Origin of the sequence: Tateyamaria sp. syn59 (genome assembly GCF_007995245.1) — a bacterium.
GTDB lineage: Bacteria > Pseudomonadota > Alphaproteobacteria > Rhodobacterales > Rhodobacteraceae > Tateyamaria.
On record NZ_VCBA01000020.1, the window covers coordinates 1 to 23205 of the forward strand.

Below are 23205 nucleotides of genomic sequence, written 5' to 3' on the forward strand. Positions count from 1 at the left end.
CACTGCCAACTGATCAAGCGCTGCTATGATGTCGGCAGGCAGTTGATAGAGGTGCCAAAGCTCTTTTTCCTCTAAGTGCCGCGCAAAGGCATCGGCGTGATCTGCTGCATAAAGACGCGCAAATTCGATGATCTCATTTCTGGACAACGGTAACAGCGCGAGAACTTTTACAGGTTCTTCTGTATCGTCACTTGTTTCCTGGCCGTCATCCGGCTGTGTGCCGCTATCACGGGCAATCACAGCGGTGAATATTTCTTCCCCAGAGGGAGCCTCGGAAACCTCGGCGATTCTTTCTATGGGCGCGACCAAAGCGGCCACAGCCTGTAAATCCAGTTCGTCAGTCCAATCATTAGGTCGACATGAAACGAAGAAGCGCGCTCGGTGCGTCTGGGCACCTACCGCAGTCTGGATTTTTCGCAAAGCCCTACGAAGCGTGCCTTTGCGCAATTTTAACTCGTCGACCGCGTCCAAAAAAAACACAGCCTCTGCGTCAGACGTCTCTAGCCAGTCTCGAAATTCTTCCTCTTCCTCTGCGGTGATTGAGTCCAAAAACTCTCCGTCTTGAAGCAATTCAAGTGGAACAATAAACGCAGCTTGTCCCTGATCTTGGAGCGCTTGCTTTTGCTGCTTGAATTCATGGGTCTTACCACACTTCCCCTCACCTAAGACGACGACACAGCGGTAAGCATAAAGGTCGCTCCAACGTAGGGAGCCGTGCTCATAACTCCCCCAGATAGATAAATAGTCAGGGTCACGCAGTTGCTCTTCTGATGGGTGCGCAAAACGACGTTCAAATGGGACATGGATCATGTCGCGGTCCACAGGACACGCTTGTCTTGACCCTTCCCAAGAACAATCTGCCAATTCGCAAACTTAGCCTTTGCTTCTCCCGTTGAATCCAGTCCTTCGTGCAAGGTGATTTGGACTTGACCGAACGATCTTTCTGATCTCGCCGCCACAACAAGTTTTGTGTCGGCCCGAGTCACAGAAAGCAATGGCGCTTCAGAGGAGTATTCGTCAACGAAGCTAGTCTCATCGATCTCAATTCGTACAGATGGAATAATCAGTCCACCCCAGCTTTCGTTGCCTTCGGTCTTGAAGAACATTGATTTATGCTGCCCTGAAAGAAACACCGCCGTCGGCAGGTCGTCGAGTTGGCCAACCAGCAACGTTTCCTCATACTTTGAGGTCGGCAGGATCAAGCTGAGCGGGTTTGCGTTACCGATTTTTCCGACTGTGAATTCACTTGGCGACAGCATTTTTCCTCTCAGAATAATGGCCCATGGGCGACAACTGGGATGATCATGAATGGCCCTGCAGTTTCGATTTTCGCATTCCCACTAATCCCAACCCTTTCGAATGTCGGTTCGGCGGCACTCGGGACAATGTACAGCTTTGGTCGGGCGATTGTCGCGGCGAGCTTCGCGTTGTTCGTCCTTGCTAAGCACAGCGGTTTCGAAACGGTGACCGCAATTGTTGCAGCGAAAGCGAGCAAGTTTAGGCATGACTAATACCTGCTTGCTCAATGAACTGGTTCCATAAGTACTCAGCAGCTTGGTCAGGATTTAGCCGGCTAGGCTCATTTCCGAACATTGACATAGTCACAACCAGGAATTGCTCGTATTCGTCGGACGAGACGTTGAAACCGCCGTTTGCCGTATTGTCTGCTGCGTTCTCATTGAATGAAAAATAGATGTCACCAAGCGCGAACCCCGCGTTTCGGCAGTGCACTGTGATATGTGCAGTTCCATGCTGCCGGCCACGATTGACAACGGTGCTGCCAAAGGAGTTCGTGCCTCGGTCTACAAATCTGCCCCGCAACCCCTCGACCGCGTCGATCTCACCAATCGCCAGCTTGAAATAGTTCCTGATCGCAGTGAACGCCGCGTCGCGATATTCACTGCGGTCGATTTCGTCGAAGTCGCGTTGAACGCGATAGCGAGGGGCGGCTTGTGGTGTTGTCGCCGGCTGTTTTTCATCAGCTGTTGAATCGAGTCCGTTCGACACAATCGCATCGATTATCCGGCGAATTTCCTGTATGACATCGAGGTATGCAGTATTCGCGTTTATCCATTCGGAGATCGGTAGACCGTCCTTCGGCACTGCTTTCAAACGTCGGAGCTGAGGCATTGCAGCCCAATCGCACGGTTCGACGATGATAGGTACAACCCGTGCTGCGCCCGCTTCGTGCCGCTCCAAGGCTCGTTGCATCTCCCGTTCGACACAATAGTTGGACGCTATGAAGTCGGGGCTAATCATCAGCAGAAAAAGCTCAGCTGCCTCTAGCTCTTCGCTGATTTCATCATCCAATATCTCGCCCGCCAAGATTTCGCGGTCGTACCATGTTTCGATCCGACCCTCCCGCTGAAGGTTCGCAAGATGAACATGCAGGCGGTCAAGTGCGTCTGCATCTCGATGGGAGTAAGAAATGAAGGCTCTCATGTGTCTGCTCGAAATGTTTGTATTTTGTTCTAATTTATCCAGGCGCGTCTAGATCGGCAACTAAGATTTGGGAGTTACTGCCCAATTCGCAAGTGGGGTATCACTTCCCAACCAATGTGTGCTCTTGTAATGCTGCAGTGCAGCGCGAGTTATCAAGGCCAAGGCCAAGGCCAAGGCCAAGGGCAGGTCTAGGCCGTCCTCATCGACGCCAGCCGGGCGTTCAGATGCTGCGTTCGCTCCGAGGTCCGCAGTGAGCCGATTGTGTTGAAAAACTCCTCTTGAGCGACGCCTTGGCGACTGATTCACTTCTCATGAGGCATGGGAGTTCTGGCAATGATGGGGCCGAGGCAGGTGGCGCAGGGCGCGCTGTTCTACGAGTTCTCGATCGAGGATCACGTGCCGCCAGATCACCTGTTGCGCGCGATGGACCGGTTCGTTGATCTCGTTGATATGCGCAGTTATCTGACGCCGTTCTACAGTTCGACAGGCAGGCCCTCGGTCGATCCCGAGCTGATGATCCGGATGCTGATCGTTGGCTATGCTTTTGGTATCCGGTCGGAGCGGCGGCTCTGCGAAGAGGTGCATCTGAACCTGGCGTATCGCTGGTTCTGTCGCCTCGATCTAACCGACCCGGTGCCTGATCACTCGACCTTCTCGAAGAACCGCCACGGCAGGTTCCGCGATAGCGATCTCTTCCGGCACCTATTCGAGAGCGTCGTCGCCCGCTGCATTGCCGAGGGCCTGGTCGGCGGAAAGACCTTCGCGTCAGATGCGAGCCTCATCCGGGCGGATGCCAACAAGCAGTACGCAGCAGCTAGGGCTGACTGGGACCCAGACCGGATCAATGTTCAAGCGGCACCCCGTGCCGTGCGCGAATACCTCGACGTGCTCGACGATGCCGCCTTCGGGGCGGCGAGCGAGGTTGCCCCGAAGTTCACCTCCTTCGCTGATCCGGCCAGCCAGTGGACCGGTGCCAGGAAAGGACCGGCCTTCTTTGCCTACTCCGACAACTACCTGATCGACACGGAACACGGCGTGATCCTCGACGTCGAGGCCACCAGGTCGATCCGCACGGCGGAGGTTGGTGCCACGCGGACGATGATCGAGCGGACCGGGGATCGCTTCGGCCTGACCCCGGAACGGCTTGCCGCCGACACAGCCTATGGGTCGGGCGAGATGCTCGGATGGCTTACGGAACGACAGATCGAGCCGCACATCCCGGTGATCGACAAGTCGGAGCGGCAGGATGGAACCTTCTCGAATGCCGAGTTCCGCTATCACCCGGAGCGAGACGAGTATACCTGCCCCGGTGGAAAGGCTCTCAAGAAGTATTGGCGCCAGATGAAGAAACCCCGCGAAGGGGTAAGCAAAGACGGCTTCAAAAGATACTACGCCCGACAGCAGGACTGTCGGGCTTGTCTGTTGAAGGAGAGATGCACGCCAAACCAGCCTGCGCGCAAGATCGCCCGGCACGTCCACGAGGCAGCACGCGACTTCGCCCGAACCATTGCGACCACCGACGCCTACGCCGATGCAAGCCGACGACGAAAGAAGGTCGAGATGCTCTTCGCCCTCCTCAAACGCATCCTCCGGCTCGACCGGCTGCGCCTCCGTGGACCCAACGGCGCCAAAGACGAGTTTCTCCTCGCCGCAACCGCCCAAAACCTCCGGAAACTCGCCAAGCTGGTCCGCGGGAAGCTGGCACCGGCCTGAAAGAAAGGCTGAACCGCACGCGACCGCGATCTGACCCCGTCACTTGAGTCGACTTCTTCAACACAATCAGCCCAGACTCACCGATGCCGCATCGACGACGAACGGCCGTTCTCTAAAATGAGCCACCTGCTCAACGCCGGCTCAAAAGACACCATGACATTGAGGCCGCTGGATCCTGATTGGCAAAACTTTCATTCACGGACATCTTTTTGGTGGCTCTTCCAGCAGCGTTCGCGCTTGGATAGGTTGTATTGGCATGGGCTTGACCGAGGCGGCTAGGAGCCGTTTGCTCAAATCACCAACAAACGGCATGGTTAATAGTTGAGACGAGAACTTGAGCGACATTGTTGCAAAGCCCTTGACCCACTTAGAATTTGTTGAGGAACAATGAACAAGCGCCGCATGTTTCTGAATGTCTTTGCAACGTTGCTGGTCTTTATTTTCATTTCCTTATACCTCGCAGAGGGCGCCATCTTTGTTTTTGTCAACCAAATGATAAGTGATATTACAGCTTCGCACGTAGTTGTAACCGATAGAGCGATTTTGGCGTGGACAACGGTCTATGTTGCTCTGTGCGGACTTGCACTTCCGACACCTGCTGAGCTACCATTAGCATTTTCAGAAAGAGTTAGTCTTGCAATGATCATTTTGGCATCAGCGATAAGCAAATCGATTGGCGCAACGATACTCTTTATTGTTTGCACCTCCGGGTTGAAGTTCGGAAATCACGATGCCTATGTTATGCAAAAAACACTTAGAAACGGGTGGGTAGGCAGACTATTCCATGGTGATCGTTTGGGTTTCATTTATGCTCTTTGTCAAGCGATCCCCTTCGCTCCGATGCGTTCCGCAACCGTTGCTTATTCGATTGTCTCGCCGCTGACATTGAAGACCGTGGCCATTGTAGCTGTTGGGAGTTTTTTTGGCACAGTCTCCCGAATGCTAATCTTTGCCGGTCTCGCTTTGGCTGGCTTTTCCTTACTAACGCAAACAGGTGTTCTGAGATAATAATCTGCTGGCGCAGTGGACACCAGTAATGTCGTTTGCATCGGAGCGAAGCAACAGAGGGTTGCCCGTGCAGTGGGGTTCGTTGCAGGCAGCACCCAACAAAAAACCGGGACACTCAAAACGTTTTACGCGTAGCGGGCCAGTTAGATCCTGTTCCCAGCGCAAAGCCAAAGATCGAAAGCGACTTCAACAAATCAATAAGAACCAATTGCGCGCTGAACCAAATTCGATGAAAAAGCGATACGTTGCGAGACCGACTTGAAGCTTCAAACACACTGGACATGCGACTTGATTTGGCATGCTTTCTTACCAACAGCTCAGAAGTGGCAAACTTGATCAGTACCGCAACCAGAAGCCATCCTGTAGACCACGGCAATATCAGGATCGCTGTGAAGGCAACAGGAAGAAAGAAGGTTACCCATACCAAGTAGCCAGCGATACGAATCTTCTGGTGCCTGGTCAGTTTTTTCGACGCAAGGACAGTGAACAGGTGCATGCGACATAAGTGCCCCCAGCCAAAGCTCCACCGGGATCTCTGTTTGAGTAGCTCCCATCGGTCCATGGGCGCAGCTTCAATGGCAAGTAAACGTGGCTCAAATCGAATTTTTCCCCCGCGACACAGTAGTCGAATTGTTGCGTCTATATCTTCGAGCGCCGTATCGACGCGGAAGCGAAGGCCTTTGATAGTCTCTGAGCGAAAATAAGCGTTCGTTCCACGGAATTGGCTGGTGCCTTCTTCTCCTGAAGAAAACGTTTCGCTCATACAGGCAGACACGAGAGACTCGTACTCACAAAAGAGACCGAACGAATTGAGACTTTGAGAAGCTGTGATATTGGATCCCTGAACGCAATCGGATTCCGCCAAGTGGTGCGAAATTAGGTCGAAATCAACTGCCTTTACGGGCCTCGAGTCGGCATCGAATATCGCGATAACTCCGCCGTCAGTTGCCAAGATGGCGTTTTCAAGGTTGTTAATCTTGGAGCCGTTCCCTTCTGTATGCCTCACTTCCAATCGGCAAGATGAGAAGTCAGCGTTGCCGTGCCATCTTCCGTTGCTAGAGATGAACAGTTTTCCGCCAGAGCCAGGGAAACTTTGGTTGAATACGCGTGTCCATTCGAGCGCAAATACCTCATCTTCAGGCACCTGGACCGGCACGACAACATCAATCTCATCTGCTTGCCTATTATTTGATGGGGTGTACGGTTTCCTGGGAACTTTCAGGCTTAAGGACCTAGCACGATTGAACACGACAAGATCCGGCAGAAGAAGGATCAACAATGCAAAGATTCCGCTAAAGAGCACTTGCACTGTCATCAAGTCGATCCCCAATGCTTGCCACCTACGAAAGGCTGATCGAAATGGCAACAACGGCAAACAACATGCCAAGGCGAGTTAGCAGAAGGCCTCGACCTGGTTCGGCCAAATAGATTTTGAAAGCGATTGCGTTAGCCAATGCAGATGCAGTCAAGAGCGCGGTTGACCAAATGCCGCTTGCCATCAGCGCCCCTAGTGTTGGGATGAGAACCAGTGCTCCCCAACAAGTATACTCAAGAAATTTTGGGTCCAACAACTGATCAATGGTCCAGACTCCCCAGTCGCGGTCACTTTCGGCATCTTGAAGATCGATAAGCAACTCCCGCGTAACGATAAACAAGAAGCCAAGACCGAGGATCGTAGCATCTGGCGCTAGATCGAGTGCAACCGAACTGAGGGCAAAGGGGCTCATGCACAGTGCCCCAACCCAAATCGGCTTGACCAGTGGATGAACACGCCCAAACGGAGAATAAAGCAGCAAAGCAGCCATCGTGCAGATCAGCACTAGAGTCGCGCTTGCGCCAAAAGTTGAAAGCGTTAGAACGAGCGCAAAAAGGCACGCAACCACGGTGGCAAAGGCAGCAAATTGTGGCGAAAGCTCTCCGGACGCAATCGGACGCATCTTCCCAGCTTGCCGATCCATATCTGCATCGTAGATGTCGTTCCAAACAAAACCCGACATTGTCACAAGCCACATGCCCAAGAACAGTGAAATGAGTTTGCTCGACGACACGTCGCCAGAACCTACTGCAGCAAGGGCAGCAGCGACGCCCGCGATAGCGGAGACAGGCCACCGTCCCGTCGAAAGAAGCATTCCCAAGATTGTGTCAGTGTTGTTCATCAAGCCAATCTGGTCAAAAGTACCGTCGCGTGCAACAAATTTGGAGTTTCTGATGCCAATAGTTCGGAAGCTTTGACTGAACCAAATTTCTAACCGCATGTTGAACCATGGAGATGAGACGGGCGATAGAAGTTGGGAATACTAAAGGAGTACCTAGTCTGGCCAAGGACAAGATCACTGCGCTTGGAGTTTTCGCGAAGCTTCGGGTATGATCTTCCAACGGCCTATCGCTCGAAATCCACCAACTTTCTAATCTGGAACCGAGCCTCTTACCGCCGGTTGGACAGTGTCCCGAGCGACATGGGCAGCGTCCAAAAGGCTAAGCTGTTCAATCAGTCGCTGTGGGGCGGCTTGGCATTGGCTACTGCTGACGACGAAGCAGATAATGGGAGCATTAACCCGCAGCAATTCCGAGAGCGTTTGCGCTTCATTTTTGAACTCATTTGGGCAAGCTTTCATTACTTCATCGGCGAAGAATTCGCCGAGCGTTTACGCGAACAAGAGATCTTGTTGTGCCCGATCCGAAACATAGAGTTTTCGCCAAGGGACGTCGAAGATCTCAGACATTTCGTTTTTCAGAATGCTCCCAAGCCACACACGATTGAACTCGATGTCAATACGTATGGAGCCATTCTCTTTGGTCGATCTTTAGCGGCGTACGTGAGTCTACTTCATGCCGGAGGTACGAGTTCCCGAAGAATTATTCATCTAGTCCACCTACTCTCAGTAACGCTTCATGAGGGCATCGAAGGGCAAGTCAGATCTTTGTCACTGATTGATGGAAGAAAGCTATCATTCAGGGAGTTTTTAGGGGTATCGCAAATGCTAGCTGTTCCAATTGCGAAAATACTTACATTCATCCGATCACCAGATTCATGCGAGAAGCTAAGAGCTCATTATAAAAGGTATGATCCTACCATTTTTCAGTTCATTCTCGACGATGTGCCCGATTACTTCGAGGACTCATCAACGGGGAAAACTGGAATTCTGCATGCTCTAATCTTAGAGCAAGCCGACTTGGGACGAAAAGTTCTCGCGGCCATGGAGAAAGGACGAGATTCAGTACAACTAGTTGGCGGCGCTTCGATGAATTTCTTGTGCCAAGGGAATTGGTCTTCGACCGCCAACTATGCGCGCACCGGTCACCTGCAGGTAGAGGTGCCGCTCAGTGAAATCCGATGTGCACTTGAAAACTGCCAGATGGATGTTGATATGGAGCTTGCGGCTATCGCCTCAAAAAGGATTGCCTTGGGTCGCCGATTGGCTTCTGCTTTAGATCGCAAGGATCTGAAAGAGTGCGCTAGGGTACTTTTGCAAAGCAAGGTCTTAAAGAAGGTCATCTCAGGTGTTTGGGAAGACCAGACACGAGTTCAGCCAGTCGAGGGTGTGACGTCAAAGGCTGTGAGCCTTTTCCCCTTGGTCACAGGATTCTTGGTTGCAAAGTGCCATTTGGCTGCTTGGGGTTACCGTGCAAGATGGAGAACGAGATGAGCAAATTGATGTCTCCGTCGGACGACGTAAAGTTCGCTATAGAGCGCTATAGCGACATTGTGAAGTTGCGAGCAGCTCAGGTGTTGGCATTGTTCATCGTCTATGCATTTTCCCTTCGCGGTTCGGAGGAGTTCCTCGATGGAGCATCCATTCTGGCGTTAGCGATACCTTTCGCGGCATGGATTTTCGATTTGATTGCGAGACGTCAATATATGTGTCCCTACGCATATGCTGCTGCTCACTACGCATTCCACGAATGTGAATCGCAAGACAAGCGGGAAGCGGTTGATAGCGTACCTAATCTCGTTCTTGACTTTGCAATGGGTCCACGCTCGGAAGCTCATAAGATATTTATGGAAAGCGACGACGAAATGACCCGTCGACGGCGATTCCAAGCGTGGTTCACTTGGAAGGATCAATCTGTCGCTGGACTAATTTTTGCTACATTTTTCGTAATCGCTCTCGCAGCAACTGGAGCTTTTAACCATTCCGAAGAGAATGTCTCAGTTCCCCCTGAGACAGAGACTTCTGCCCCTGCTGACGGCTGAGGCCGATGTCGGAGTTCGCATGCCAGCGTCTTTCTAACCAGAGGATTTTCATCCTCTGCTCCACAACCTAAAAACGTGGGCCCCGTGTCGATGCACAAATCTAGCATAGGCCTAGCACAGATTGGTTCCGGTCCAACAATATCAACGGCGAAACCCACCATGACGCGCACTGGAAATCCACTGCTACACGGTTGTTCTCAAGGTAATCTGACTGCCTTTGGCAGCTTAAAGATCAAAAGCAATGATCACCCGAGTGGACACGCGTCGGCACAGGGCGAACGGCAGCAAGGTCCCGCGATGCAGTCATCGGGCATGCGACTGGTTTTGCAGCTGCAGCGAATGTCTTCTTCGACGGGCTGCGCCGCAGCATGCCAAAGGGTGGGTGAATGGCCGGTTTGGGCCGTCCATGGCCGGGCGTTTTAGCAATTCAGGCCGAATGCTGCGAAGGCTCTGAGGTCGGCTTGGAACCCAACCTGTGAATACGGTTTCTTCGCTGCGCGTGCTCGCAGTGTGGAAACCGCTTCAAGCGCTCGGTTGCGGACGCTGCAGTGCTGCGGGAAAACCGGTCGTTCGAAGGCCACGCAGCGATGATTTGTCCGGTAATGAGCAAAGTGCGGACATACTGGACGTTCAGTTGGCGGCCTCAGCCTTTACATTTAAGTGCGCAAGAATAGCTAAGCCTCTGTATTCGCACATTGATTGGGTCCGTCCCGAAAGGGGTTTCACGCTAGAATTGAAGCAAGACGCCCGAGGATCTGAATCAACGTCGTTGCCTGTTTCAACACCTTGTCCAGATTAGCCATTGCTTTGTCTGCCGCCTTGGCATCGTTGGTCAGGCTTTTCAGCTTGGTCAGTGTCGGCCCCAATGACGCCGAGCGCAAGATTCTGTTCCTTGCGTTCACCGTGACGAGGTTCTTGCGTGTGATCGCGATCCGTGCCGATTTCAGGTCACTCAGGACCTGTGGATCCGTTGTGGACGCCCGCGCTGCTTTCAACCGTGCCATGACATTGCGCCTTACGACGATTATCTGGTCGATTTCATTTAGCGCGGATTGCTGTTGTGGGGTGAGAGGCATGGCTTAGCTCCGGTTGCGCAGCGCGGTCAGAATTTCGTCGATCTGCGACAAGGTCTGCAGAACTTCAGCGCTGTTTCGGGTTCCGTTGAGATGATCAAGGAGCAGGGCATGATGTCTCGCGAGGGCTTTTAGGGCCGTCGCCGGGGACTTCCCCTGTTCATTGCGAAATTCAGTATGTGCCGATTTCATCGCTTTGACCGCTGCGCGATGTGCGATCGGGTCTTTGTTCCGTACCGCGTCGTCTGCCTGCTGCCAGGCCAAGAGCAGGCGGTCCTGCGCCTTGCGCATCGAGCTGTCCTCTCCGTCGAAATAAACGGAGGCAAATGTCACACCCTCCACGATAACCGGATGGGCTTTTGCCACGACACGACGCAAGGCGGTAGTACGGTATTGGTTTGCTGCGAAACCGGATAACGCTGGCACCGTTCCCTTGTTCCTGGCGCCAAAGTCGGCCAGTTTGCCCAGCGCGTCCGAACGCCCCTGCCCGGTCGTTTCGAGCGCTGCCAAAAGTGCGGCGCTTTGGGTCTGAATGGAGTCGGCTGTTGTGCTTGTCGCAAGGTTCGCCAGAGCCGCAAAGTAACCATCCAACAGATCGACAAACTCGAGAACGCTGTACGCGTTCACATCCCCGAGGGTCGGGTCCGCGAAACTGATCAGGCGACAGTCAGGCATTTGCGCATCGGGGTCGATATCATCCAGCGGATCGCATCCGCTCAGGTCCAGGACAGCCTTGTTTCGCGCGATCAGAGCCTCTTCGGCAGCTTGCCTGTCAGCAGCGGCGCGTTGGGCCAGGCTGGCCTGCAGCGGTTTTTGCAGCTCGCGGGTCAGCGTCTGCGCCGTTTCGATGTTGGATGTGACATCGGGGGTCGTGCAGCCCGCGAGGGCTGCACTGCACAATAAAAGCGTCAGACGTGTCATGGGGTTGGCCCCGCGACCGGGTCTTCGGCGACAAAGGTTTCAATACCGTCATGCGGTGACGGTGGTACGCTCCAACCCACCACGAAGGGCACAACAAACAGGATCACGGTCGCGAGTGCACCTGCAACTTCTGCCGGTATCGGCTCAGACACGATCCAGGTATTGAGAACCCACAGGACTAGAACGGTCAATGCCGAGGCGAGGCTGGTTGCCATGACTTTGCGCGCAGGCATGATCCTTCTGGACATGCGCGTTTTGACGATTGGTTCGGGCATTCTGGATTTCCTTTTCTGCTGAAGGGACGCACGCGGAGCGATGCCGCGCGGGCATGGATCACATCAGGCCGGCGGCACGCATCATGTTGGGCATTCCGTCGATGCTGATGCCGCTGGGTGTGACCGAGTGTTCGGGCCGCCAACCATCGCCGCCCGGCGCCGCGTTCAAGTAACTTTGAGCATCGTGACGCAATAGGCCGATCAGGGTGTCGGCCACCAGAAGTGTTCCCAGGGGACCCAACCGGTTTCCGTTTCCGACAATTTCGGCTTCCTTCAGCACATAGAACCACAAGGGGGTATGCTGGTGGAAATTGCCGGCCTGAATGGCACTGGCCGTGTGGCCGGAGGCGATTTGCTCGGCGGTGAGGGGATCGATATGGATGTCATGTTCTGCTGCAAGCGCTTCAAGACATCCCTGCGCGGTTGGAATGCTGAGTCGATAGCCACGGCGCAGGTTTCGCTTTGCCAGGTTTTTCATGACCCCAAAAAGACCCACCGGTTCGTTGTCCATTTTGTGAAGTCGGGGCACCAGCAACGTGTCGATCTTGCGCGCGGCGCGGTCCGGCATGGCGGCTGTCGGTTCGAAAACAAAACGTTCCTGCTCGATCGGCCAATGCTCGGGCAACCGCAGTTGGGACATGCCTGCACTGGTGAACTCAAACAACTGCTGGAACGTAGCCCGCTGGGTCAGCGGTGCATCGCCGCGGCCAAAATTCCGGCTCCAATCATATTCGGCGCGTACCATGGTGTGTCCAAAGCGAAACGCGGCAACCGAAAATTCAAGCGGAAGCGGCATGGCGTCTGGATGTGCCGGCGGGTGACGTTCGAAAAAGGCAGAATAGACGGGCGCTCCGGCCGCCCGCACCGTCTCGAGCATGTCAGGATCGCTGATCGAAGGCAGGTAGGCGTTCATCACCAGCCACTGATAGATCCATTGCGTGGTGGTCTTCGCCCAGGCATGTATTGCTTCGCGATCGTGCAGTGGCAAAGATGCCGGCGCGGCATCCACGATCTTGTTGTGAAGGCGAACCATGGCAAGGTGAAATTGCGCAACGGCCAGGTTCTCGTCATTCCGAAGGTCGCCGATGATGGCGCGCTGATCGCGCGGAGTACCGTCCGCATTGAAGAACGCGTCTCGCAGCTCTTCAGGGATGCTTGCAAGGTCATCATCGGTGATCTGGCCGCTCTTGCGGGCCCAACCCAAACGCATCAGGTCTCGGGCCCGATCCTTGGGAAGCGGGATCTGAGGAAATGGGCTGTCGCTGTCCGTTCCGGCCTCTAGTTTGGCCCGGTCCTCAGGCCAGCGCAGGGCCTCTTGCATCGCTCGGGCAAACGCGCCTTGCAGAGGCGCGCCGCCATACAGGCTGTCCAGGTTAAGAGCACCGAAACGCAAATTGCCAAGGCCGGCTTGGACCTTATCGCGACCGACAGGCGTGACAGTTTCGACGTCGATGACTGACACCCCAGTCTCCCGGTCGGTATTGGCCGTGATATCGTGATCAATGAACTGACCCATGTAAGTGAACACAGGCGGGATCGAAGAATTGGCAGCGCTTGGTGGCTGGTTATCGATCATCTGCACGGCCAGCGCGTCAAGCGCGGCGGTCTGGTCGTGGTCTTCGGGCAGGCCAGTGGCGTCCGGGAAACTGTACGAAAACAACCCCAATCGGTTGCCCACGTCATAGGCTTCGTCCGGGCGAAAACCACATGCAGCTGCGGCTGACATACACTTACCGTCGGGATAGGCCGACATATCGGCGTCGACAACCGGCTGGATACCATGACCTTTAATGAAAAGCATCGAATGCGCTCCTTGATATTGCTTAGTCAACGGGCAAGCTGCAGAAATTTGCTTGCCGCCTCATATCTTCAGGATGCCGGCAAACCGCGTGTCGAAGAAGCAGGGGCCGCGTTAAAACTCGGTTAGAACTGCGTGAATTTCCATGGGTTCACAGGCAGCGGCCCAGCTACAAAAAAAGGCGCAGCGGGAGGAGCGCTGCGCCTTGGCCGGTGAAGAGAGATCGCGCTAGCGTCTTCGCTCCCGGACCCCACGATGGAACCGACCCAGTTTTTCTGGCAATTTTGATGCGTTCATGCGACCGCTGCCCGCTTTCACATCAACAACGCGTCCGGGATAACTAGCCGCCTTTTCTTCTTTGTCCGCTTCCACCTGCAGTTCCTGAATCTTCTTCTCGGGGATGAAACTCACGGTGCTCATCAGATGATCGACAAATCGGCGTGTCATCATCGCCGCGGCGACACTGGTGCCCTGCAAGGCCACAGCCGAACCATCGCGTCCACCGGCAGCGATGCGGCCGAAATGCCCCGTACCATCTCTGCATGGCATGGATGCCGTGGGCTCGCCCGGTACGGTCGTTCCTTCGCCACGTCCGCGCGATGCAAATTTGACGCCGGTCGAGGAATAGGCTTCCATCCGGCCGTCGCTGAACCGATGTCCTGCAGTCAGCAACGTCCAGCGTTCCTTGCCAATTGCATTCAACGTGCCGTGGCGCCGAATGAGGTTCGAGCTGTCGAGTGGCACGGGCGCGCTTACCTGATCCATCGGGTAGGAGTAGCTGTCCCTCTCACGTCCGGTCTCATCAAAACGCTCATAGTCCTGATGATCGAAATAGCTGCGCTGGTTCGTCACCGAATTCGGCTTTTCCGTCTGGTCGGTCTGCGTGCTTACCACCACCAGCATTGGGGCGCTTGAGCGATTGCGCAGGCGGATACGCCATAACCCGGCAAGCCCCAAGGTCGGCGGCGCCGCACCGGTGTGCATCTGGGTCCATCGGGTCGCCAGCACATAGGCCTGTCGCCCGCGTTCCCGCGCAATGCGCGCTTGCTCGTTCTCGCAACTGGTGTCTGATGAATCCGGCTTGTCCTGCTCTGAATTGCCCATTGGCAAGGCATACAGCCGGGCGAGGGGACCTTTACCCGCGCACTGAAATGTCCTCTGCAACTTGCCGGTGGCACTGGTCAGGTCCAGCCGTTCGCCGGTTGGCGCCGTGATTTCTATATCCAGCGGTGCGGGCGCAAGCGCATCATCGGGCTTGGAGTACTCTGCCCAAATCTCAAGGAAATTAGCCGACTGATCTTCGGGTAACACACGCCAGTCGATGGACACCACCGCCCCGGCCTGAAGCCGCGTACGGGCGTTGCCACGCTCCAGGTTTTCGTTTCCTGCTGGCATCGAAAGATAGATCGGCTTCAGCTTGGCCCTCTCGCGCGCCATGTTTAGATCGCGAAGTACCTCAGCCAGCAAATCCGTTCCATCCCGCGAACTCGCTTGTTTGCCGAAGCTGAGATTGACGACGGTGTGGTACCCTTCTTTCCTGTCTTCGCAGGATGGGCTCTCGGTTTTTTCTTCACCGACGCGTTTTTTGTTGGCAAACCAGACGGCATCCGACAGGATCGCAATGCGAAGCAGCCCGAAGATTGCAAAGAATTCAAGATGTTGTGCTGCGTGGCCAACCAGTTCGCGTGATGGAAGATTGACCGCAATGATGCGGCGCGACGCAGCTTGCGACTCATTGTCTTTAACCGTCGCATCATACCCTGCGGCACAATCAAGAATGTGCGTCCCGTGCGGCGCAGCCAGCCCAAGCTCTCGGTGTCCCAGCGTGCGCCAATAATCTTCGACGCACGTGGCGCGGTTGAAGCCCTCTTCGTCAAAATGCTGATCCAGCGTGTATTCGTGGATCAGGTCGTTGATCTCGGTCGCCAAGAGCTCTTCCCCGAAAGGCAGGTAGCTTTGCACGCCGTTCTCCACGCTGCGCCGTGGTGCAGTTTGCTGCCAGGCCGCAAGGAAACGCGTCTTCGTTTGGTCCTTTTGTCGGGTGCGTTGCTGACCCAAAGCCACACCAAGGTCGATCACACCGATAATCGCGCCGTTTTCGTCCAGATGGAATGCGTCGTCTAGTTTGGACTGCTTGAAGGCCTGTTGAACCGTTCCGGTATCGAGGATCGAATGGAAGTACTTCAGCAATGCGTCTGAATCTTGGCTATATGCCGCATCTATCGGAAACGGCGGCATGGCACCGATGGACGCGCGCAACCGGAACAGCACTTTTATGATCAGTTCGGTGTAAATCTTGTCCAGCAGGCCGAGCCGGTCGTCAGGCGGTGCGTTGACGATTTGGTCCAAAAGGGTCTGCAAGGCCGCTTTGTCGACGTCATCACGGGGCGTATCATCGGTCCCGCTGAAAGAAAGAAACTGCTCGCGACCAGGGATATCGACAAAGGCAAGTTTGCCGCGCGCGCCACGGGTTATCGCCGTCAGGCCCATCAACACTTCATCCCAATCGATATAGGGCGAATCGCTGTATTCGGCCCAGTCGGTCCACATCGGCTTTACCATTCCCGACCCACCACAACCTTGTATGCCGCGGTGATCGGACCCTGCACGATATGGTAGGGTTCGTTTCGCACCCAATCTGGCGGCGTGCGCGGTAACAGGAAATCGGTATCCAGCTCGTCGCTGCCGGGCACATCATAGTTACCGCGCCAGTTCAGAACTGGGTCTTGCCCTTCGGCGTCTGTTTCAGGGTTGAAGGATGCGCTTTGCAGCATGGACCAAATCGCTTCGCCCATCATGCACCCCAGGACCATGCCTGCACCGCTGTCGATCGGATAATGTACGCCTGCCACGGTACGATTAACGGCAACGCGATGGGCCAGACGGAACGGCATGGTTTGTGCCGCGACAGCTGCATGCGCGGACGTCCCGGAGGTCAGCCGCTCAATCAGCGTCGCCATGGCAAAGGCTTCGGTTGCATGACCGCTGGGAAAGCTTGAATGATCCGGCGTCTGGATAACCGGTTGAACACGTGACGACAAATCAATCGGGCGCGGGGTCCAAGTCAGCCACTTCACCCTCATCTCTATGGCATAGACCACCTGGTTGGCCGCGCTCAGAAATTCGAGCGTGTGCTGCCTGCTTGCCGCGTCCAGGCGGGTCACCGCCCCGAAAAAGGATGTGATATCATCTAATTGGCGATTGATTTCCGAAAGCCGGTCAAATCGAAGATCAGCGTAATTTCGCAGCCAAATAAGCTGCTTTTTAAGGACATCATGTTTCGGCCCGGTTGTTTCAAAGATCGGTTTATGATCGGCGACAACCGTGGCGTGTCCCGGTTTGAATTTCGTCGGGTCATCATCGGCTTCCGGGCCACTGCCCGTGACATTGAAACGTGCTAACAATTCGGCGCTGAGCAGATCAATACGCCGCGTCGGATCCAACGACTTCAACGGGTCGTGTGCTGGAGGAATATTGCAAAACGGATTCTTCGTGTCCGGCTTTCCGTCCCAATACCCAACAATGGCATCATGCGTGGTTGCCAGTGCTGCATTCAAAATCGGGGACGACCCGCCGCCGGCATGACCAAGACCGCCCGCGCCACCGCCACCGGCCCCGCCACCGCCTGCACCCCCGCCGCCAGCACCGCCACCACCGGCACCACCACCGCCTGCGCCGCCGCCACCCGCACCGCCGCCACCTGCACCGCCGCCGCCTGCACCGCCACCCATTGCTGTCATATCTATTCCTCCAGTGTTTTCTTGCTCTCAATTGCAGCGGGAGATGTCGAAACTGTCAAATCCGCGTATATTTCTTCACGAATAATTCACGAAAGCGGCTCTGCGTTTGATTTGAATCCGGTTTTGTGGTCTATTCTGCGCAATTGATCCAAAGGGTATTGTGTCGTGCCGAACGACAATCGAACATCGGCAAGTCGGCTGCAATTCAGTTTGTTTGGCAGCTTCTCCATTCGCGACGGCAATGGCAGGTCTGTTTTGCCGAAAGGGTCAAAAACCCGCGCGCTTGTCGCTATTCTAGCGACCTCACAGGATCTGTCTCGACCACGCGCCTGGGTTCAAGACATCCTCTGGAGCACCCGCGGGCAAGAACAGCGCGCCGCCAGTCTCCGTCAAAGCCTTGCTGAATTGCGGCGCTGCTGGGCTGACTATCCCGGTCTCCTCAATGCCGACCGGCAACGCATATGGCTGGATCCGGCACAGACGGAAATTCTTGCTGACCAACAGGGCATCTTCCTTGAAGATTTGAGCGTGCGCGACCCTGCATTCAACGCGTGGCTCGGGTTGCAACGCCTGCAACGCGCGGACCCAGAGATGCCGAACCTTACCGAGGCGCAGGGCGACGCGTCCGATGATCCGTTTCGCAAACGCAGGATTGCCATCGCATGTGATCCCGCGCTGGACTCGGCGACAATAAACCTGGTGTCCACAGCTCATGATGTGCTGAACAAGACGTTGTATGAAACCGGAACAGTCGACCTTGTGCGTTCTGGAGCGCTTGACCGTGTCCACCTGGACAGGCTGATTTCGATCGTTAGCACGCGCTCCGGTGACGAAACAGTACAACTGCGTTGCGTGATAGAAGCCCCGAGTTCGTCCCGCGTGATCTGGACTGGTCAATGCGCGGTTGTGGGCTCAAGCGTGGAACCGGCAGTTAATGCGCAGTTGCTGTCGTTCTGCAATCAGGTTGCAGAAGCTGCTTGCCAGTCTGGTGTGGCCCTGCATGCCGGCGCAGTGAAACCAGACGCGCAAGAGCATCCGGACCTGACCAGCAGGATTAGTCTGGCGGTCTCGTCGATCTTCTCAATTCGCAGCGATCTTCTGAGTTCCGCGGTCAATACGCTCGAAGGTCTTCTGGCAGATCGCCCGCAACCGATCCTCTATGGATGGTTGGCCCAAGCCTATACAATTCAGTATGTTGAGCGATACCGGCCCGCCGACGCCGAATTGCGGGAACGCTGCGAAGCCGCATGTCGCGAGGCGCTGGCAGGCGGCGCGCAGAACAGCAATGTTCTTGCGACGGTCGCGAACGCGCGCACGAACATCAGTCGAAACTATCTTGCCGGGCTGCAACTGGCCGAACAAAGCGTCCGCCTGAACGCCGCAAACCCGCTGGCATGGTGGGCGCATTCGAATGCCCTGCAATGCGTGGGCAGATCCGAACTGGCGTATCGTGCTGCGCGCAATGCACAGGTGCTGGCGGAAACAACGCAGCTTCAGTTCTGGACGGATTTTCAGGTGTCCGTGACCGCTGCATTACTGGGGCAAACTGATGTGGCGATCCAAAACGGGGAACGGTCGGTCGCGCTGGTGCCCGATTTCCGCCCGCCGTTGCGATATCTGACGGCGCTCTATGCGATGGGTGGTGATCTTGATGGCCTGTCACGGTCCGCATCCGCGCTCAAATCGGTTGAACTGGACTTCGACATAACGCAGATGATCGAGGACAAGGATTATCCCATCGGCATGATGCGGCGCTACGGTCAGAATTTGACCCGTGCGCTGCGCGACGCGTCCCGAGACACGGGATTGTTGTAGGAACAAGCGGCTACTCGCAAACGTAAACAAGCGCGGCCCGATGACTTGGATCATCCTCTGCACCGGAAAGGCCGCGCTCCGTCAGCCAACCGGCCTCGCCAAGGTTCAGGGCGATGGGGTCGAGGTTCGGGTTCAGTTGCTTCAATCCGGCGGCAACAAGGTTCGCGCGCGCCTGCGACAGCGCCAGATTGTGCAGCGGGTCACCTTGCCCGTCCGCAAGCCCCAGAACATACAACGGCTTCTGCTCACTGGCCTCTAGCAGCAGCGCGCCACGCACCCCGTCTGGCTGATTGATTGGCTTGCCCCGCACACTCCAATTGCCCGCCCATACCAACGGAGTCTGATCACGCGCCGGTTCGTTGACCTCAAAAAACCGCGTTGCCAAGTGATTGCACTTTCCAAGTGCGCCGACCAGCCCGCCTGCGGTCATGGACAGGTCGATGTCTACAAGTGGCCGCGACATCAGACCGCCAAGCCAGGTTTGGCGTTGTTCCGGGAACGTTTCGAGGAGGCGGCGGGCCAGCGCCATCTCATGAAAAAATTGCTCGGCATTCGCGCGCACGACCACCGGGTCCGCGTGTCCCAGAGCGCCTAGACGCGTCTCGATAAGCCCGATATCCTCCAAGATTTGGTTAATGTCGGCGGTCAGAGGTACTTGGCGCGGTTTGGCGGATATGGACACGATTTCGTTCACTTCCCGCATTCCTTCAAAGAAACTGTCAGCGTTGACGCCTACGGAAATGCTCGAATGCGCCTTCAGGTCTTCCAGGGCGGCAATGGTGCTGTAAATCTCGTCAGTAAAATCGGACAAGTCCTCACGCAGGTTTCCGAACCCGTCCGACATGATGTTGATCTGCGCTCCCTGCGCGCAGTGGCGCAGGAAGGGGAACATACAGACATAGGTGGTGCCACCCTTGGGCCCGCCGCCCCGGGGCAGACTGTCCTCTATGCGGCTCAAGCGTTCCACGACATTGGCGTATTGCTGCGCGATCTGGTGCTGCGCGTGTCCCAGCGATCTGGCGTTTTCCGTGCTGGTGACCTCAAGGCAGTCGATCAGGCTGGCGGCAAAAACAGCTTGGTGCAGCAGCTGCAACTTACCTGTCTTCACGGCATTTTCCATCTCATCCTCCATCGCAATGCACCCTTTATGGTCCGGCATCGACATGGGCGATTGGGCTTGGGATGACGCGTCGACAAGCTGCGTGGCGGCCTGTTCTGCTTCGGCATAGATCGGAGGTTCGAACCCACGTTCTGTCCTTCGTTCGCCGATTCTATTCAACATGCTTTGCACAGCCGAATAATCAGTTCCAACATCCGGTTTCATGCCGTTGAGCGGGCTCAGCATTGACACCAACGCCACAAGTGTGGCGTTGGTTGCCGATTTTTCACCAAATTGCCTGTCGGCCCGCGCCCGCTGGTTTTGGAGGCGCGCGCGCAGCGTTTCGATCTGACCGGTGATGCGATGCACAATGGGCGAGTTCGGCACAGCGCCGAAATGGGTGCCCGCCTTCCAGTTGTCCTCGATGGCATTGACCCAATCCAATCGGTCTTGCACCAACCCGCGATCAACAAGGAGCTGCGACAGCATCACATAAGCTTGGCGCAGGAGCCCGGCAGCCACCACAGGCAACGTCCATACGGCATTGACCAATGCTGAACGAAAACTGGCCGCGCCCGGTTTCAGCGTTTTGTCCGGGGTCCAGAATTCAATCCAAGCGGTTAGTGCTTCGACCCAAACCATGTCAGGGCGCGGAACAATTGCGACAACGGCTACAAGAAACAGGATGGTCGGGCCAATGCAAAACGCAGCCCGGTGGCCGAAGGACACGTTCAAAAGCCACAGGCGAAAGCGTTTCCACGGGCGCAGATCGCTATCGGACAGGTTCTGGTCGCGGGTCATGCCAATCGTCATGCCGATCAGCAGAAACCGCCATAACGCAATCAAAAAGAACACGAACGAAAAGAGCCACAAGTCGGTGCGCGACAGATATGGCGCGGCGTACATCGTGCCGATGGCACCGAACAACCAGATCAGGCTCAGCACCAGACTGGACACCATGAAATACGAAACCAGCCGGCCTAGCGCATCGGCCGTGTTCAGCCCCTTGCGATCTTCCGACAACGTGTCGCCCAGGCCATACATCGTTTCCAGCTTGAGCTGGGTGAGATTATGGAACCTGTTTTCGAGCATCTGGTACAGTGTCGCGTCTTTCGGAGGTGCCTGTTCCCAACCAAGCATCCAGTTTTCAGGCTTGGCACAGTCCCAGGCCGTGCCGCTCATTGCCTTTGCCAACCCGGATCCCGTCGATATCCGGGATGTCGCGGCACGGCCCCTGGGCTTGACCTGAAGCGGCCAAACACAATTGCCCGGTATTTCAAGTCGCGTCTCGTCTGACAGAAGGGCCTCAGGATATTCGCGCGCGTGACCCAAGCCGTTGATGGCGTGATCCAAAATGGCAACCACCAAAAGCGCCATCAACCGTGCGGTGTTGATTTCAGATTGGGGTACGTCGGGTACACCGGTTGTGCTCTTGCGCAATGTGATCGCGATATAGACCAGCCCATCAGCCTTGATGGAGGCCGAGATTTTTCTGCCGGGTACCTGCTCCAGCCAATGCGTAATATTGCGAAGACCTGCGTGTTGCTCAAGCCCCTCAAGTGCAGTCAGGCTCAGTGTTTCGGAAGCCATGGATTGTCCGCGCATATCCGCTGCAAATTTGGTGACGACTTCACGGATGCTTTTTTCCTTCGCGGGCAGGTCGATCTGCTCATTGGGCGACAACCATGCTTTCGCGGAATGCGTCAGCGGAATGCGGTCGGCGAAATACATATGCTTGACCGGGGCTGTCAGCTCTTCCGAATATGGGTCTAGCGAACGTGCTGCACGAGCCTGCTTTTTCAGTTCGGGCGATGCGCCGGTCCATTTCTTCTCAAAATCAAAAGCCCCGCCGTCCTTGAATGATCGTGATTGCAACCAAATCGAACCATCGGGATCGACCACGGTCGAGATTCCGTTGATCGTCTGATCGACACGAAAAGTGTTCGAGTTCAGAAACTCGGGCGCGATTTCGTGTCGCGGAATGCGTTCGCCGTCGCGTAGAATGCGCATCACACGCTCGGGTTCGTTCTTGCGCCGCCAGATGCTTCCGCGAATCCGGCTGCCTTTTTCTTCTTCGAACCGCACTTCGAACGCGTTCAGTTCTTTGGCATAGGCCTCGTGCAGCGCATTCCTGAAACTCACGGTGGATGTCCTGCGCAGGTTCACTGCGTGCCCGTCGTCCATTTGGTTCAGCTTGCGGACCACGTCTCCGTTGAAGGCGCGGTACCACATACCGCGACGCTTCTTGTCTGTCGGATGTATCGTTCGCAGGGCCGCCGTCAGTTCTTTCAAGCCACGTTTCGCCGACCTGCGTACATTTGCACGCGCCGCCGCAAGCGCTTCAGCCTGTGCCTGTTCCATCAGTTGCGCCTGGGCCACCAGCCTTGAAACAACCGACGGCTGAACCTGCAACCGCCCTCTCAGATCCTGTCCCGCATCGTCCAGCAGCGCTTGGACAAGCCGTGCATCTGCGGACACAAACGCCGCTCCCATCTCAGCGAGTTCCAAATCTTCGATGTTTTTCCAATCACTGACCACATCTTCGGCCTGCAAAGGGTGGACGATCAATTCCAGTCGCTTCTCGCGGACGGCTTCGACAGCACCCTGCACCGTGGCAATTGCGGAACTGAATGCTTGCGCCTCGGGGCTGACAGCCTTCAACTTTGTGCTCGAAATCGCTGAAACCAGATCGCGCGTGTGCGTAAACGCATTCGCGACAAAGTCGAATAGCGCCATGTGTTTCCCTCCGTATCGAAATCGGCGCGCCAAGCAAAAAAGTACACGCCGCAATATTGCGGCGATGTCACGTGGCAAGGTGCCGACAGATCAACGTTTCGGAAGGAATTGACAGGTTTTTTACGGATTTTTTACGAAGCAAAGCTCGCAGAGACCCTTGTTCCGCGGTGCCGGGCAAAATACCCTGTACGGGTATCGTGAACCTCGTGATGGTTTTGGGCGTCTGCGTTTTCTTGGATTACCGGTCCGTTCCGTGTAGGTACCTACTTTCGTGGTGCCTGCTGGTCGTTCGCTAGGGAAGTGGATTTGCAACTTCTGCTGGGCGTTCCAGCGCAGGGTTGTAAGGCCGAAATGCTTGTTACATTCCACGGTTCAGCTAGCGGTCGAACC

General features: G+C 55.7%; 18 protein-coding genes. 6 read left to right on the top strand and 12 right to left on the bottom strand.

Translation table 11 applies throughout. The features are described from left to right. The 3 genes from FD715_RS20800 to FD715_RS20815 all read right to left on the bottom strand — a co-directional run. Window positions 1-810 (bottom strand): hypothetical protein (locus tag FD715_RS20800; RefSeq protein ID WP_223275019.1); only part of this gene is annotated, 810 nt, incomplete at its 3' end. Next, complete coding sequence (locus FD715_RS20805) at window positions 807-1259, bottom strand: hypothetical protein (RefSeq protein WP_147114674.1); 453 nt, start codon at window positions 1257-1259, stop codon at window positions 807-809. The genes FD715_RS20805 and FD715_RS20800, both read right to left, overlap by 4 nt. Window positions 1260-1497: 238 nt before the next feature. After that, window positions 1498-2442 carry a toll/interleukin-1 receptor domain-containing protein gene (locus FD715_RS20815; protein WP_147114677.1) on the bottom strand — a complete coding sequence of 315 codons (945 nt, stop codon included), beginning with the start codon at window positions 2440-2442 and terminating at the stop codon, window positions 1498-1500. Window positions 2443-2775: 333 nt separating this feature from the next. On the opposite strand from FD715_RS20815, the gene FD715_RS20820 reads away from it, so the two are divergent. Then, entirely contained in the window at window positions 2776-4155 is a 1380-nt protein-coding gene (locus FD715_RS20820) for an IS1182 family transposase (protein ID WP_147114678.1), read from the top strand. A gap of 387 nt (window positions 4156-4542) precedes the next feature. Further along, window positions 4543-5163, top strand: a complete 621-nt coding sequence (locus FD715_RS20825; RefSeq protein WP_147114681.1) for a hypothetical protein — start codon at window positions 4543-4545, stop codon at window positions 5161-5163. A 115-nt stretch (window positions 5164-5278) separates the two neighbouring features. Here the strand turns inward: FD715_RS20825 and FD715_RS20830 are convergent, their stop codons facing one another. Together FD715_RS20830 and FD715_RS20835 are read right to left on the bottom strand one after the other, a co-directional pair. Next, window positions 5279-6478, bottom strand: coding sequence for a glycosyltransferase family 2 protein (locus FD715_RS20830; RefSeq protein ID WP_147114684.1), 1200 nt, complete (start codon window positions 6476-6478; stop codon window positions 5279-5281). Between the two features lie 25 nt (window positions 6479-6503). After that, window positions 6504-7319 (bottom strand): UbiA family prenyltransferase, encoded by an 816-nt coding sequence (locus FD715_RS20835; protein ID WP_189799588.1) that lies wholly within the window; start codon window positions 7317-7319, stop codon window positions 6504-6506. Window positions 7320-7619: 300 nt separating this feature from the next. Between FD715_RS20835 and FD715_RS20840 the strand changes: the two genes are divergently transcribed. Further along, window positions 7620-8810, top strand: coding sequence for a hypothetical protein (locus FD715_RS20840; RefSeq protein ID WP_147114690.1), 1191 nt, complete (start codon window positions 7620-7622; stop codon window positions 8808-8810). Next, window positions 8807-9358 (top strand): hypothetical protein, encoded by a 552-nt coding sequence (locus tag FD715_RS20845; RefSeq protein ID WP_147114692.1) that lies wholly within the window; start codon window positions 8807-8809, stop codon window positions 9356-9358. The genes FD715_RS20840 and FD715_RS20845 overlap by 4 nt, the downstream gene beginning before the upstream one ends. Window positions 9359-10080: 722 nt before the next feature. Here the strand turns inward: FD715_RS20845 and FD715_RS20850 are convergent. The 6 genes from FD715_RS20850 to FD715_RS20875 all read right to left on the bottom strand — a co-directional run bounded on the left by FD715_RS20850 (window position 10081) and on the right by FD715_RS20875 (window position 16982). Further along, window positions 10081-10434, bottom strand: coding sequence for a hypothetical protein (locus tag FD715_RS20850; RefSeq protein ID WP_147114695.1), 354 nt, complete (start codon window positions 10432-10434; stop codon window positions 10081-10083). A 3-nt stretch (window positions 10435-10437) separates the two neighbouring features. Then, the gene (locus FD715_RS20855; RefSeq protein ID WP_147114698.1) at window positions 10438-11352 is read right to left on the bottom strand and encodes a hypothetical protein; all 915 of its coding nucleotides are present in this window, start codon (window positions 11350-11352) and stop codon (window positions 10438-10440) included. After that, on the bottom strand, window positions 11349-11627 hold the full coding sequence (locus tag FD715_RS20860; protein WP_147114701.1) for a hypothetical protein: 279 nt from the start codon (window positions 11625-11627) through the stop codon (window positions 11349-11351). The genes FD715_RS20855 and FD715_RS20860 overlap by 4 nt, the downstream gene beginning before the upstream one ends. Before the next feature lie 58 nt (window positions 11628-11685). Continuing rightward, complete coding sequence (locus FD715_RS20865) at window positions 11686-13428, bottom strand: heme peroxidase family protein (protein WP_147114704.1); 1743 nt, start codon at window positions 13426-13428, stop codon at window positions 11686-11688. Window positions 13429-13653: 225 nt separating this feature from the next. Beyond that, window positions 13654-15987: a hypothetical protein gene (locus tag FD715_RS20870; RefSeq protein ID WP_147114706.1), complete on the bottom strand. Its 2334-nt coding sequence runs from the start codon at window positions 15985-15987 to the stop codon at window positions 13654-13656. Continuing rightward, window positions 15981-16982, bottom strand: a complete 1002-nt coding sequence (locus tag FD715_RS20875) for a phosphatase PAP2 family protein (RefSeq protein WP_147114709.1) — start codon at window positions 16980-16982, stop codon at window positions 15981-15983. Before FD715_RS20875 ends, FD715_RS20870 begins: the two co-directional genes overlap by 7 nt. Window positions 16983-17006: 24 nt before the next feature. Here FD715_RS20875 and FD715_RS22615 point away from each other — a divergent pair, with 24 nt between their 5' ends. After that, window positions 17007-17312: a hypothetical protein gene (locus FD715_RS22615; protein WP_189799589.1), complete on the top strand. Its 306-nt coding sequence runs from the start codon at window positions 17007-17009 to the stop codon at window positions 17310-17312. Between the two features lie 18 nt (window positions 17313-17330). Beyond that, a complete protein-coding gene (locus FD715_RS20885) occupies window positions 17331-18980 on the top strand; it encodes a hypothetical protein (RefSeq protein ID WP_147114712.1) in 1650 nt (549 codons plus the stop codon). 10 nt (window positions 18981-18990) lie between these two features. Here the strand turns inward: FD715_RS20885 and FD715_RS20890 are convergent, their stop codons facing one another. Then, window positions 18991-22815 (bottom strand): hypothetical protein, encoded by a 3825-nt coding sequence (locus tag FD715_RS20890; RefSeq protein ID WP_147114715.1) that lies wholly within the window; start codon window positions 22813-22815, stop codon window positions 18991-18993. Window positions 22816-23205 lie beyond the last annotated feature (390 nt).

Coding starts and splice junctions, on each gene's coding strand:
- FD715_RS20805 (WP_147114674.1), bottom strand. CDS start 1,259: ATGCTGTCGCCAAGTGAATTCACAGTCGGAAAAATCGGTAACGCAAAC.
- FD715_RS20815 (WP_147114677.1), bottom strand. CDS start 2,442: ATGAGAGCCTTCATTTCTTACTCCCATCGAGATGCAGACGCACTTGAC.
- FD715_RS20820 (WP_147114678.1), top strand. CDS start 2,776: ATGATGGGGCCGAGGCAGGTGGCGCAGGGCGCGCTGTTCTACGAGTTC.
- FD715_RS20825 (WP_147114681.1), top strand. CDS start 4,543: ATGAACAAGCGCCGCATGTTTCTGAATGTCTTTGCAACGTTGCTGGTC.
- FD715_RS20830 (WP_147114684.1), bottom strand. CDS start 6,478: ATGACAGTGCAAGTGCTCTTTAGCGGAATCTTTGCATTGTTGATCCTT.
- FD715_RS20835 (WP_189799588.1), bottom strand. CDS start 7,319: ATGAACAACACTGACACAATCTTGGGAATGCTTCTTTCGACGGGACGG.
- FD715_RS20840 (WP_147114690.1), top strand. CDS start 7,620: ATGGGCAGCGTCCAAAAGGCTAAGCTGTTCAATCAGTCGCTGTGGGGC.
- FD715_RS20845 (WP_147114692.1), top strand. CDS start 8,807: ATGAGCAAATTGATGTCTCCGTCGGACGACGTAAAGTTCGCTATAGAG.
- FD715_RS20850 (WP_147114695.1), bottom strand. CDS start 10,434: ATGCCTCTCACCCCACAACAGCAATCCGCGCTAAATGAAATCGACCAG.
- FD715_RS20855 (WP_147114698.1), bottom strand. CDS start 11,352: ATGACACGTCTGACGCTTTTATTGTGCAGTGCAGCCCTCGCGGGCTGC.
- FD715_RS20860 (WP_147114701.1), bottom strand. CDS start 11,627: ATGCCCGAACCAATCGTCAAAACGCGCATGTCCAGAAGGATCATGCCT.
- FD715_RS20865 (WP_147114704.1), bottom strand. CDS start 13,428: ATGCTTTTCATTAAAGGTCATGGTATCCAGCCGGTTGTCGACGCCGAT.
- FD715_RS20870 (WP_147114706.1), bottom strand. CDS start 15,987: ATGGTAAAGCCGATGTGGACCGACTGGGCCGAATACAGCGATTCGCCC.
- FD715_RS22615 (WP_189799589.1), top strand. CDS start 17,007: ATGACCAAGACCGCCCGCGCCACCGCCACCGGCCCCGCCACCGCCTGC.
- FD715_RS20890 (WP_147114715.1), bottom strand. CDS start 22,815: ATGGCGCTATTCGACTTTGTCGCGAATGCGTTTACGCACACGCGCGAT.